The organism is Cetobacterium sp. NK01 (genome assembly GCF_024506395.1).
In the GTDB taxonomy this organism is placed as follows: Bacteria; Fusobacteriota; Fusobacteriia; order Fusobacteriales; family Fusobacteriaceae; genus Cetobacterium_A; species Cetobacterium_A somerae_A.
This window is the reverse complement of sequence record NZ_JANIBO010000001.1, coordinates 1,375,071-1,388,919: the sequence shown is the minus strand read 5'-3', so window position 1 is coordinate 1,388,919 and position 13,849 is coordinate 1,375,071. Positions and strand designations below refer to the sequence as shown.

Annotated in this window: 10 protein-coding genes; 3 read left to right on the top strand and 7 right to left on the bottom strand. The window is 28.5% G+C overall.

Translation table 11 applies throughout. The features are described 5' to 3' along the window. The first annotated feature begins 51 nt into the window (after positions 1 to 51). Entirely contained in the window at positions 52 to 2,175 is a 2,124-nt protein-coding gene (locus tag NON08_RS06785; RefSeq protein ID WP_256690695.1) for an HD domain-containing phosphohydrolase, read from the top strand. Here NON08_RS06785 and NON08_RS06780 read toward each other — a convergent pair. From NON08_RS06780 to NON08_RS06770, 3 genes are all read right to left on the bottom strand, one after another. Further along, positions 2,162 to 2,719, bottom strand: a complete 558-nt coding sequence (locus tag NON08_RS06780; protein WP_256690694.1) for a GNAT family N-acetyltransferase — start codon at positions 2,717 to 2,719, stop codon at positions 2,162 to 2,164. The two genes, NON08_RS06785 and NON08_RS06780, sit on opposite strands and share 14 nt — an antisense overlap. Next, positions 2,712 to 3,665, bottom strand: coding sequence for a PTS fructose transporter subunit IIC (locus tag NON08_RS06775; RefSeq protein WP_256690693.1), 954 nt, complete (start codon positions 3,663 to 3,665; stop codon positions 2,712 to 2,714). Before NON08_RS06775 ends, NON08_RS06780 begins: the two co-directional genes overlap by 8 nt. 73 nt (positions 3,666 to 3,738) lie before the next feature. Further along, positions 3,739 to 5,556, bottom strand: coding sequence for a fructose-specific PTS transporter subunit EIIC (locus NON08_RS06770; protein WP_256690692.1), 1,818 nt, complete (start codon positions 5,554 to 5,556; stop codon positions 3,739 to 3,741). Positions 5,557 to 5,762: 206 nt separating this feature from the next. Here NON08_RS06770 and NON08_RS06765 point away from each other — a divergent pair, with 206 nt between their 5' ends. Further along, a complete protein-coding gene (locus NON08_RS06765) occupies positions 5,763 to 6,884 on the top strand; it encodes a replication initiation protein (RefSeq protein WP_256690691.1) in 1,122 nt (373 codons plus the stop codon). Positions 6,885 to 6,934: 50 nt separating this feature from the next. On the opposite strand, the gene NON08_RS06760 is transcribed toward NON08_RS06765, so the two are convergent. From NON08_RS06760 to NON08_RS06750, 3 genes are all read right to left on the bottom strand, one after another. Further along, positions 6,935 to 8,134, bottom strand: a complete 1,200-nt coding sequence (locus NON08_RS06760) for an NRAMP family divalent metal transporter (protein ID WP_256690689.1) — start codon at positions 8,132 to 8,134, stop codon at positions 6,935 to 6,937. Positions 8,135 to 8,232: 98 nt separating this feature from the next. Next, positions 8,233 to 9,510 carry an ArsB/NhaD family transporter gene (locus tag NON08_RS06755; protein WP_256690688.1) on the bottom strand — a complete coding sequence of 426 codons (1,278 nt, stop codon included), beginning with the start codon at positions 9,508 to 9,510 and terminating at the stop codon, positions 8,233 to 8,235. A gap of 17 nt (positions 9,511 to 9,527) precedes the next feature. After that, the gene (locus NON08_RS06750; RefSeq protein WP_256690687.1) at positions 9,528 to 10,451 is read right to left on the bottom strand and encodes a CBS domain-containing protein; all 924 of its coding nucleotides are present in this window, start codon (positions 10,449 to 10,451) and stop codon (positions 9,528 to 9,530) included. Positions 10,452 to 10,639: 188 nt separating this feature from the next. Between NON08_RS06750 and NON08_RS06745 the strand changes: the two genes are divergently transcribed. Beyond that, positions 10,640 to 10,969 carry a hypothetical protein gene (locus NON08_RS06745; protein ID WP_256690686.1) on the top strand — a complete coding sequence of 110 codons (330 nt, stop codon included), beginning with the start codon at positions 10,640 to 10,642 and terminating at the stop codon, positions 10,967 to 10,969. A 57-nt stretch (positions 10,970 to 11,026) separates the two neighbouring features. On the opposite strand, the gene NON08_RS06740 is transcribed toward NON08_RS06745, so the two are convergent. Next, complete coding sequence (locus tag NON08_RS06740) at positions 11,027 to 13,810, bottom strand: EAL domain-containing protein (RefSeq protein WP_256690685.1); 2,784 nt, start codon at positions 13,808 to 13,810, stop codon at positions 11,027 to 11,029. Positions 13,811 to 13,849: the final 39 nt, after the last annotated feature.

Here is a 13,849-nt window from a genome sequence, read left to right as displayed (position 1 = left end):
ACTTTTTCAACTTCTATGATATAATTCTCTAAAACAGGGGGAGGTGTTAAGTTGTTTAAATCTTTTTTTCTTTTTTTTCTCATATTTTTAAATGCATTTTCACTTGATTTAACTAAATCTGAAAAATCTTGGATTAAAGAAAATAAAAATAAAGTTTTTTTAGTTGATAGCTATAATCCAAATCATGTTTATTTATATAAAAAAGACTCTGGTGAACTAGCAGGAGTTTATATAGAATTTTTTGAAAAATTAGAACAAGAAACAGGTTTAAAATTCAAAATTCAAGCTTCTGGAAAAAATAAAATGAAAAATTTACTTACCAATGGGGAAGGAGATATTCTTTTTAATGTGGCTAAAACTGCACAAAGAGAAAAAAACTATTTTTTTATTCCAACTTATAATACCTACAATGTTGGATTATTCAGTAAAAAAGGAACTTCTCTTAATTTAAATAATATTAACAAATATAAAATTGGCCATATTGAAGGAACTTCTGATTCTATATTAATTCAAGAGTTTTATCCTAATTTTAAAAATCTCACTTCTGTTGATGACAATGGAAATTTTGGATTTTCTGCCCTAGAAAATAATGAAGTAGATGCTATTGTAGGAAAAAGCAGTAATGATATTTTTAAACATTACAACTTTACTCCTTTAAATGATATCCCATCCTCTCAACTTTGGATGGTTGTTAACAAAAAATACCCAATTTTAAGAGATATTATTGAAAAATTTAGATTGGACTTTTCTGAGCAAGATGTTGTTAAGTCACTAAAAAAAGAACGACTAATTTTTTATAAACAACTTTTAAAAGATGATCCTGTCATTGGAAGATTGAAAAAAAATTATAAAAATTTTAAGGTTTTAATACCTGGTAATGGAGATATCGTACCTTTATTTTATTCTTCAAAAAATGGATATAAAGGCTATGTTGTTGATCGTCTTAACGAACTTTCATACCTAACAGATATTCCCATTTATTACACAAATAATCCTAAGGGAAACTATGATATTAAGGCTATTGATACTAAAATATTCGATTCTTCTGAGAAATATTTTATTCCATACTATGCCTCACAATTAGCTGCTTTTTCTCTTAAAAATAATAATTTTGTAGATTCATATTCAGATATTAAAAATAAAAAAATTGGTCTTGTTTCTTATGAAACACTTAAGATTAATGATATAAAAAATCTTACTACCTCTAACAGCTTTAGATTTTTTGAAGATACAAAATCAGCACTAACCTCTCTATTAAATAAAGATATCGATTATCTTTATGGAGACTTTAAAATTATTTCTATGGCTATTTCTAATGAATATTTAGAAAGTGATATTAAAGTAGCTGGTTTTTTTAATAAAATTACTCCTGTTGGATTTGGAATAAAAAGTGATTCTGATTTAGCTAATTTTATTGATAAACTTTTTCCAAGTCATCTATCTGAAAGCAAAATACTTTATAGTGAACTTGTTGTTCCTAGAAAATTGTCTCCTAATTATAAATATTTTTTAATTTTATTTTTGATATCCACATCAATTATTTCAATTTTATTTTATTTTCTTAGAAAAGCTATTATTGCTACTAAAAAAGAGAGACTTATTACCCGAGCTTTAGTTGAAAGTTTTGAAGCCGCCAATGAATTAAACGATGAAGATACTGGAAACCATATCTTAAGAGTTAACCTTTATTCTAAACTTTTAGCTGAAAAATTAAAATGTAACAAAAAATTTATTGAAGAAATTGGAGAATATGCTTCTTTACATGATATTGGAAAAATTGGTGTTTCTGATTCTATATTAAAAAAACCTGGAAAATTATCTCCACATGAATTTGAAGAGATGAAAAAACATGTTCTTTTAGGTAAAAAACTTATTGATAAAATGCAATTAGGAACTGTTGCTCAAAATGTTGCACTTTACCATCATGAAAAATGGAATGGAAAAGGATACTATTACGGATTAAAAGAGAGCGAAATCCCATTAGAAGCTAGAATTGTTGCCTTAGCTGATGTTTATGATGCTCTTAGACAAAAAAGAGTTTATAAACATGGATTTTCTCATGAGGAAACTGTTGAAATAATAAAAAAAGAGCGCGGTCAACATTTCGATCCCACTCTTGTAGATATATTTTTAGATTATCATAATGAATTTGATAAAATTTTTATTGAACATTAATTTTTTCAAAAACTATATTCCAACCTTTTCTATTTTTTTCAAAATCGTAAGGTTTAAATCCAAAGTCTAAATATATTTTTATAGCTACATAGCTACATGTTTGTGTGGAGAGGTATAATCCCTCTCCCATTTTTTTATCTTTAAATATTGATAATAATTTTGATACTAAAGCTTTTGCTAAACCTTTTCCTCCGTGTTTTGGATCCACTGCTATCCAGTGCAAACGCATCTGTTTGTTTTTATCCTCTAGAAAATGTTTCCCTTCCCAAATAGCTCCTGTTCCAACTAACTCTCCATTTTCATCCTCTATAAAAACCATAACTTCTTCTAATAGATCTTCTTTTTTTAAAAATATCTCTTTAAAGTATTCCTCTCCTTCACTTCTATCTAAAATATGCCCTGATGCTACTTGAATATCTACCCATCTATCCATCATTTCAGGTTTATACATAACAAATTTATATCCTTCTGGAAGTTTTTTCTCATTAAAGTTTAAATCCTCTTTTATCATAAGAAGATGTATATTTTCTACGTTTCTATCCATTGCTTTCCCCTTTTTTTAAAAAATATAACATAAATATTGTCGAAGTAACCCCAATAGAAAGTGCAATTAAAAAACCAAGTTTATTTTCTATTAAGGGAAGTATTATAATTCCCCCATGAGGCACAACTGATTTTACTTCTAATATTGATGCTGCACCAGCACCTATTGCTGCGCCTATAACTGTTGTTGGTAAAACTGCTATATCTCTTGTTAAAAACAGAAGTGCTCCCTCTGTAATTCCTAAAAAACCTAACAATATTGAGATTACTCCAGCTTCTCTTTCAGTCTTTGAAAATCTTTTCTTCAATATAAACTGAGATAAACCCAAAGCTAAAGGTGGCGTTGATATAGCCACTGCTATTGGTCCCATTATATCTCCTCTTCCATACTCTAAAGTATTTACAGCATAAACATATGCCACTTTATTTATTGGTCCTCCTAAATCTACTCCTATAAGTCCTCCTAAAACAAAATTTAAAAAAACATTATTTTTATCATCTAAACTATTTAAATATACTCCTAGTTCATCTAATACAAATTTCATTGGTCCTTGAAAAATATAATAAAGTCCTAAACCTACAACTAAAGTTGATAGTATCGGTATTACAACTATATACATTATTGAAGACATCTCTATAGATATCTCTATTTTTTTTAAGGCATTTATAAAATACCCCAGAATTACTCCAACTAATATCCCTCCAAACATTCCAAGTCCAATAACTCCAGATAGATACCCCAAAATTAATCCTGGAATAAAACCAACACTTCCTGAAATCTCCTTAGCTATATACCCTGCTAAAAGTGGTGGTGCCATTAAAAAACTATATCCACTTAGATCTTTTAAAAATTGATTATCTGTATATAATGATATTACTGATAAAATCCCTCCAATTATAAACACAGGAATAACTTGAACAACACTTTTTAAAACTCTTTTCCTCATAAAAAAACTCCCACGTACTTTTTTACTAAATAGTATCATGGGAGTCTTATTTCATCAATATATTAATCTATTACTATTGCTTTTTAAATTTTTTAAGAATATTAACCATTATTGCACTTATTAAAGAACCAACTACAATTGCAATAACAAACATCAACTTATTATCTACAACTGGTAGAACAATTGGTCCCCCATGAGGAGCATGATCTGCAACTTTTCCTATTGCTGCTATAACAGCTCCAACTCCACTTCCAACCATTATAGATGGAATAACTCTAAATGGATCTGCCGCTGCGAAAGGTATAGCTCCTTCAGTAATTCCTATAAGTCCCATTGCAAAAGCAGCTTTTCCTGCTTCTCTTTCTCCTACTTCATAATTTTTAGGTGCTATCATAGTTGCTATTCCCATTCCAATTGGTGGAATACATATTGCAACTGCTATTGGTCCCATTACTGTTGGAACTCCTTGAGTTATCATTGCTGATCCAAATAGGAATGCAACTTTATTTATTGGTCCACCCATATCAAATGATATCATACATCCTAAAATAAGTGCTAAAAATACTGATCCAGATTCCATTCCTTTTAGTACATCTGTTAAAAGATTCATAAATCCACTAATAGGTGCTCCTATGAAATACATTATAACTCCAACTAAAGATGTTGATACTAATGGTATTACAAATATTGGCATAATAGGTTTTAATCCCTCAGGTACATTCCAAGATTTTACCCACTTAGCTATATATCCTGCAGCAAAACCGGCAACCATACCACCTAAGAATCCTGCTCCAACTGTATTTGCTAAAGCACCACCAACAAGTCCTGGAGCAAGTCCTGGTCTATCAGCTATACTCATAGCTATATATCCTGAAAGAATTGGAATCATAAGTCCAAATGCTGCAACTCCTAAATCTAACATAGATTTAAAGAATGGGTTTGTTACATCTGCTCCTGATCCAGCTTTAATTCCTGAAAGTGCTATAGATAGTGCAATTAAAACTCCTCCACATACAACTAAAGGTAACATATGTGAAACACCATTCATTAAATGTTTATAAATACCTGTTTTCTCTTTTTTAGGAGCTTCTTTTGAATCTTTTGAAGTTGCTCTATAGATTTCTCCCTCTCCATTTAATGTTTTTTCTATTAACTCTTTCGGAGCTCTAATAGCTTGCTTTACTGGAACTTGTATAACTTTTTTTCCTGCAAATCTATCCATATCTATTGTTTTATCAGCTGCAACTATTACTCCAGTAGCTCTTTTTATATCCTCTGGTGTAAGTTCATTTTTAACCCCTACACTTCCATTTGTTTCAACTTTTATCTCCACTCCTAACTCTTTTCCTTTATTTACTAAAGAGTCAGCTGCCATATATGTATGAGCAATACCAACTGGACAAGCTGTTACTGCTATTACATATCCATCTCTTTTTTCAGTTGTTTTGCTTTCTGCTTTCTTCTCTTCATTTAATATCTCAATTATCTCTTCTTCAGTTTGAGCATTCTCTAATTTTTCTCTTACTTCATCATCTAATAGTTTATTAGTAAGTTTAGATAATGTCTCTATATGAGAATCTGTTGCATCTTCTGGAGCTGCAATCATAAAAAATAGTTTTGATGGTTCTCCATCTAAAGAGTCAAAATCTACTCCTTCTGATCTTCCAAATGCTACAGCAGGTTTTCTAACCGCTTTTGTTTTTCCATGAGGTATTGCAATTCCTTCTTCTAAACCTGTTGAAGATGTTGCCTCTCTAGCTTTTACTACTTTTAAAAACTCATCTTTATTCTCTAATGCCCCACCATTATTTAAAACTTCTACAAGTTCTTGTAGTATCTCATCTTTTGTCTTCCCTGTTAGTTTTAGCTTTATATACTTTTTTTCTAACATTTTTTCACTCCCTTATTTTCTTTGTCTTATGCTCTCAATATACATTATTTCTATTTTTTTTGTCAAATTTGCTATTTTTAAATTTTCGTTTCGTCTATTTTCAAGTTTTCAGATTTTTATTATCTATTTTTTATTTTTTGTTTCGTCTATTTTTATGTTAAAATAGATTAAAAAAATTAAAAAAATTTTTTATAAGAGGAGAATCTATGGATTTAAAAATTTCCAATCAAAATATAAATATAGATAAACGAACTTCAAAACTAGAAAATACTATATTTTTAAACATTTTAAGTAAACTAGAAAATAATATCGAAGAAAATATAATTCTAGAAACTAATGATTTTAAAAAATTATCCTCTCAAGATATTCAAGTAGGTCTTCAAGGATTAATGGGAAAATATATATCTTACTCCTATACTGATAGTGATAACAACAGTGTTTTTACCACTTTTCCACACATCAGTTTTTTCACTCAAACTAAAGATATCTTCTATATCTCTGTACCGCCTATGATTATCAATGCTTTTAAAAAGAATAGTGTTGAAAACTTTATATCTCTAAAAACTTTTTTCTATTTTAGAAAAAAATCTTCTCATAACTTTTTTAACTTAGTCTTAAAAAATAGTTCTGAAAATATAAACCTTCTTTTAACTATTGATGAATTAAAAGAGATTTTTAATGTAAAAGATGAGTCTTACGATCGTTTTTTTGATTTTGAAAAAGCTCTCTTAAAACCTTTAGTAGAAAATATAAACTCTTATTCAAATTACACTCTTATCTACAATAAAATAAAAAAAGGTGAATCTAAAAATAATAAAGTTACTGCTATTGAATTTATTTTAAAAAATAACTCTATTATTGAAAAAAGTGCTGAAACTAACTATTTAATTCAACTTATAAAAAGTAATGTTAAAGACTATAAAAAGATTTGGGAAAGTATCAATTCATCTATTAATGAGATTGGATTTATTCAGTGTAAAAGAGCTATTCTTTTCTTAAAAGAAAATAATCTTACTCTTTCAGATGATGAACTTATAAACTACTTAAAAAGAAAAGGTGAAAATATTGAAGAAATTTTACAATTAAATAATCACACACTTATTAAAGAGAAGATATCTCTATATAAAGATGTGACAACCTTTACTAAAACTATTTATAATATTATGATCGGTTATAACTTTTACTACTCTTTAAATTTTAAATTTTTAAAAGATATTAAGGAGTTTAAAGAAGGTGATACTTTCTTTTATAGAGATGAAAATTATATTGTCTTTGGAACTTATATTGAAAATCGTGGAAGCTTTAAAATTTTCCAAACTCAAGGATAAATATTTAAACATATGATAAAAGGAGCTAGATAATTAGCTCCTTTTCTACTCTATAATATTGATGCTATGCTTCCTAAAGATATCACACCTTCGTACCCCATAATAAAAACTATTGCTATACCAAAGATCGTTAAAATCATTGAATGCTTATAATCTCCTACTATCTCTTTTTTTCTAGAAGCTAGTAGCGTAATCCCCAAAGTTATTGGTAAAATTAATCCATTTAATGCACCAGCTAAAAGAAGTAGAGATACTGGCTTTCCTATGCTTGCCATAACTAGTGTTGATAAAAGTATAAAACCTATTATAAATTCTTTTTCATGATGTAAAACAACTGGAAAAAGAGTTTTTAAAAATGAGATTGAGGTATATGCTGCTCCTACTATTGTTCCTAACGATGAAGCCAATATAACAACTCCAAATATTTTATAACCTACAACTCCTGCTCCCTGCATAAAAGCTGAAGCAGGTGGATTTTCTGGATTCAATGTAGCTCCCGCTGAAACTACTCCTAAAACAGCTAAAAATAAAACTATCCTTATTATAGAGGCTATACTAACTCCTATTAATAAGCTTTTATCTATATTATTTAAATTTTCTTTTCCTTTTATATTTGCATCTAGAAGTTTATGTCCTCCTGCAAAAATTATATATCCTCCAATAGTTCCTCCAAGTAATGTTAGTAGAGAAAAACTTAGATCACTGTAACACTCTGGAAAAAGTGCACTATAAGCTGCTTTTGATATTGGTGGTTTACTTTCTAAAGCCACATAAGATATTACCAAAATCATAACTATCCCAAGTACTCTAGTAAATTTATCAATTATTTTTCCAGCATCTTTTGAAATAAAAATTAATGCCCCCACTCCCCCAGCTAATAATGCTGAGTATGTAAGATCGATTCCAAATAACACATTTAAACCTAAGGCAGCTCCTCCTACATTACCTATATTAAAAGCAAATCCTCCTAATACAATTAATATAGCTATTAAATATCCTAGCCCTGGAACAATCTTATTAGCTAAATCCTGTCCTCTTAACCCTGAAACTCCAATAATTCTAGATATATTTAACTGAACTATTAACGTTATAACTATTGAAACTAAAATTGAAAAAGCAAAATCTGTTTTAAATTGCTCTGTAAAAATTGATGCTTGAGTTAAAAAGCCCGGTCCTACTGCTGACATCGCCATTAAAAAAGCGGCACCTAAAACAGCACCACCACTCTTTGAACTCATATTATTTTTCATAAAAAAATCCCTCCGTAAATTGTAACAAAATAACTTGCTCCGTTATTATATACCTTTGCTACTTCTTTTACTAGAGGGTATTTTAATTATTTTTTATATTACATATATCTTAATTTTAGATATATTCCTGCTACTACTAAAGTTTGTATTGCTATTAATGCACCAAACTTTAAGAATTTTACGAAATCTATTTTACATCCTGATTTTCCTGCTACACCAACTGCTACTACGTTTGTTGCAGAACCAAGAATAGAGATGTTTCCACCTAAACATGAACCAAAAGATAGTGCCCACCAAAGAGCATCTGTATGAACTCCTTTAAATGTAGGAGCCATAACATCTATAATTTTTGAAACTGTTGCAGCATTAGCAACATTTCCAATTACTGATGTAAATAGTGCTGATAATGTCATAACAGACATTGTTGCAAACTCAAAGTTTCCTTTAGTTAAAGCAATCATTTTATCACTTACTATATCTATTACATGAATTTTTTCGATTCCAAGTACCATCATAAATAATCCAATAAAGAAGAACAGAGTATCCCACTCTACATGCTTAAATATATCTGCTGGTTTTTTCTTTGCCAATGTTACAAGTAAAAATGCTCCACTTAAAGCAATTATTGCAAGTCCTTTATTTATAAAGTTATTCAATACAAATCCAAGAATTACTAATGAGAATATTATTCCTGCTTCTCTTAATAGCTTCTTATCTTTCAAACTTCTACTTGGGTTCATCTCCATAATTCTAGCTTTTAACTCTGTTGAAACATGGAAATCTTTCCCATAAATAAAGTAAACATTAGCTAATAGTATAATCATTGAAATTACTGCTACTGGTGATGTATTAAATAAAAATTCATTAAATCCTAATCCACTTTCGTGACCTATGATCAGTTGAGTTGGGTCACCTATTAATGTTGCAGTACCACCGATGTTAGCTGCCATTATCTCTGTTATTACAAATGGGAATGGGTTTAATTTTAGCTCTCCCGCTAGTAATATTGATATTGGTGCCATTAGTAAAATTGTTGTTACGTTATCTAAAAATGCCGAACAAACTGCTGTTACTATTGCTAGGAAAACTATAAGTAAAAATGGTTCTCCTCTAACAAATTTTGCTAATGTAATAGCAAACCACTGGAACACACCTGTTTCAGATATAAGATGAACTATTATCATCATACCAATTAATAAAAATAAAATCTCTAATCTACTTGCTATAGCATGTAATGCCTGTTCCTCATTAAAAATACCTACCATAGACATTGCTAATCCACCTAGCATCGTTGCCCATGCTCCAGGTACTTTTTCTGTTATGATACAATAGAACACTGCTATAAAAATACCAAGCCCTAATATTAAGCTTATCATAAATCTTCACTTCCTTCTTATATATGTAATATTTTTCTTATAATATCTGATCTTAAAATAATTCCAAGATACTTTCCACTCTCAACAACATATATTCTCGTTACACCACGGTTCATAAATAGGTATGATACCTCCATTAATGAAGCCTCTCTATCTATTGTTACAACACCCTCTCTTCTATATAACTCTTCGATAGTTGTTGTTTTTTCATTTATTAGATAGTTTTCAAATGGCTCTCCCACAGTCATGAAGTTTAAGTCATTTAAAATTGTTGTATATTTTGGCATTCCAAAAGCTATTAGTTCTCTTTCAGTTATCTCTCCTAAAAAATTATTGTTCTTATCTACTACTGGAATTCCGCTTACCTTATCCATTATTATTATTTTGGCAATGTCCTCTAATGTATTTGTTTCTTTTACTGGTTTTGGTACATTTGTCATTAAATCCTCTGCTGTAATATTATGATCTACTTCTATATTAGCAGCCTCTAATATCTTAATAGTTTCAATAGGATTTTTCTCCTCTATTATTCTATCTAAAATCATCTTATTTTTCATAGCTAATTTAGATATACCTGACATTATTTTCAGAATTTTTTTACCTTTTAAAACATCTGCAATAACAAGAATAACTATTTTTAGTTCTTCCTCTTTGTTATCATGAGTTTTAACCATAACCGGTTTTTCTGGAAATCCAATGGCTACTAAAATATCATCGTAATGATCTAGTCTTGCATGGGGAATAGCTACTCCGTGCCCTAAATATGTAGATGCTTCTTCCTCTCTTTTTAATACAGCCTTTTTCATAAGAGCCTTTTCATTTTTTAATGATTTGTTGTTTTCAACAACTTGGTCTAAAAGATTTTCTACCAATTCGTTGATATTATTCCCTTTAATGTTTGGAATAATTACTTTTTCTGATAGATAGCTAGACAGCTTCATGTAAACACCTCCGTTTTTTTACACTCTTTTATCTTTTGTTCATTTTTAGTATAGCACATTTTTTCAAAAAGTAAATACTTTTTGAATCGTGGTTCAACTTTTTTTTTATTTCTTTTTAAAGGAACAACTTTTTTTCTTAGTATAATACATTGTAAAAATAACTTTATTTTAAAAAGGAGAGATTTATTATGAAAAAATTATTAGCAATGTTAGCTTTATCTTTAGCAATGGTAGCTTGCGGAGAAAAACAAGATGCTGTTCCTAATGACCCAAATCCACCTGTTCAAACTACTGATTTAGCACAGCCAGCTGAAGCTTCTAATACTCAAGCTACTGACAGCGCTAGTCAACCTGTTGAAGCAATTGAAGAAACTGTTGTAGAAGAGGTTACTCCTGCTACTCCTGCAGAGATTAAAGCTGCTGAAGAAGCTGCAAGTAAACCTGGAGTACAAGCTGTAGAAGAAACTGTTGAAGAACAAGTTCAAGAAGTTGCTCCTGAAACAAAACCAGCACAATAATAAAGATTTAAACTTTTTCAATAAATTCCCGTTATATATAATAAAAAATACAGGTTCCTATTGAGGACCTGTATTTTTATTGAGTTTTTTTAGAAACTCTGGGCCTTCTATAGGTTTGCTAAAAATATATCCTTGTCCAATATCAACATCTGCTTTTTCTAAAAACACTAATTGGGATGTTGTTTCTATTCCCTCTGATACAATTTTAAGATTTAAATCTTTTACAAGCCCTATTAAAGCCATATATATATTTGATGCTACTAAATCATCTTTAGTTCCTATTGCATCTAAAATTCCTTTATCAAACTTTATTACATCTAATGGTAAAATTGGTAGCAAACTAACTGTTGAATGTCCTGCTGTAAAGTCATCCATCGCTAAAGCTATATTTAAACTTTTTAACTCTTTTATTTTTCCTAGAGTTTCCTTTAAATTTGTTGAAAATATTGATTCTGTTATTTCTATTTCAATATTTTCTCCTAATACTTCATTTTCATTTAATAATCTCTTTATATGTTCTACTACATCGTCTCTTTCTAAAGACTTCATAGATAAATTAAAAGATATTCTAAAATTACTGTCTATTAAATGCTTATCCTTCAAACTTTTTATAAATTTTATAGTTTCTTCTGCTATTTTATAATCTATTAAATAGATAAGATTTATATCCTCTGCTATTGGTATAAACTCTCCTGGATATATGATATCTAGTTCTTTATCTTTCCATCTAGCAAGACTTTCTGCTCCAATAATGTTTTTATTTTTTATATGAAATTTAGGTTGATATACTGCATAAATTCCATCTAATTCTTTATTTCTTAAAAGTGATTTTATAGAGTGTTCTCTCTCCTTTTTTTCAATTAGATCCTTTGTTGCATTTATATAGGAGAAATCATTATTTTTTTTTGCCTCTTCCATAGCCATATTTGCATATTTAAAAGCTTCTTCTAATTCCTTATCAATATTTTCATAAACCCCTATGCTTAGGTTGACTTGATAACTTAATTTTAAAGAGTGTAGCTCTTTTTTTAATTGTTCTAATTTTTTAAATAGAAACTCCTCTTCATAAAAAATATTAAATTCATCTCCTGAAACTCTAAATATTTTTTGATTCATAAAAATATTTTTTAAATATTGTCCAACAACCCTTAAAATATAGTCTCCTGAGCTTTGCCCATATTTATCATTTATCTCTTTAAAATTATCTATATCTATTACTACTGCACAACCCCTTGTATCTTTTTTTTCTTCAATAAAATTTAAAAACTCAACTCTATTAGCAAGCCCTGTAATTGAATCTTTCTTTAACTCTTTCGTTATTTTATGATTTAAAAGCATTTTATATACAGAGCTCATTACTAATAGTATTGAAATTCCTAATAATAAATATAGTATTTTATTAGTCAGTTGAAATTTTTGATACTCGTTAAAAGCCTCTTGCTTTTTTATAATATCTGCTTCCTCTTCTAGTCTTTTTAGACTCAATCCATTTTTTATTCCTTTATTAAATATCTCTTTTAAAGTTTCATCACTTTTATGAAGTCCTAAAGAGATAGGAATTTTCATAAATTCATCAACTTTAAATTTACTTGTATCCATCTTATTAATATCAAATAAAAAAGCTGCATTTATCATATAATTATTTAAAGCCTTTTCAAGATCATCATAATTTCTAAAAAATAAAATATCATTTTTCAAATAATATTCCTGAACAAAACTTTCTTCTATTGAGCCTTTTACAACTCCTATTTTTGTGTTATGAGAAAAAAAACTCGACACCTTATAAAGAGTTGGATTATATATAGGTTCGGTAAAAACTATCTCATCATTCCATTCATTATTTTCAGGAAGAGGTACTATCCTAATTTTCTCCCTTAAAAAATCCTTATATATATCATCCCAATTGTTATTTCTATCATTTACAATTTTAAATTTTACACCTGTTCTTTTAGAAAATCTTTCTATAAAAAATGGTATAACTCCTACAAATTTATTTAACTCTTTTGAATAGTAACTTAAGGTATGATTTGGTTCTAAAGCTATTGTTAAATCAGGTAGTGTTGCTAAATAATTTTGCTCTACCGCTGTTAAAGAGTTCAAAAAACTTTTTTTAAACACAACATTAGATTGTTTTTCAAGATGCTTAGCTAACTCCCCCTGATATTTTTCTAAAAGCGCATTATTTATAATTACTCTTAAGTCTCCTAAAGTTTTTTTTAATCCTATAGTCGAATCTGGAAGATACCCAATTTTCAGAATATTTTCCCAACCATATACATTATATTTAGAAGTTAAAATTATTTCATCTTTTTTAGAAAAACTATCATCTACTTCTATTAAATTTACATTTATATCATTTCCTCTTAAAAACTTTTTTAAATATCCCTTATAAATAGAGTCTTTTGTTACAAAAATATTTTTTCCCTCTAAACTCTTTAAATCTTTAGGATTAAACTTTTTATCACTAGATGATGCTAAATATATTGAATCATCATATAAAGGTAAACTAAATACACTATTTTCTTTTCTCTCTTCACTTTGAGTTATTGAGCCTATAATATCTATCTCTTTTTTATTATACATAGATATTATTTCATTCCAATTTCCTTTTACTACCTTGATATTAAGACCTAAATAATTTTTCAATAGATCCTCTATTATACTATTTACCGACTTATTATCTACTATGGTGTTATCAAATTCTGATGTTTTTAAACCTAAAATTAATTGTCGACCTTTATAACTCTCTAATATTTTTTCCTCTTTTATATTTTTAGGTATGTAAGTTGTAGCAAATAATAGCTGAGTTAAAAGAAAACATAATATAAAAACCTTTAGCATTCATCCTCCCTTTTTATTTATACATAGACTTTTATTATA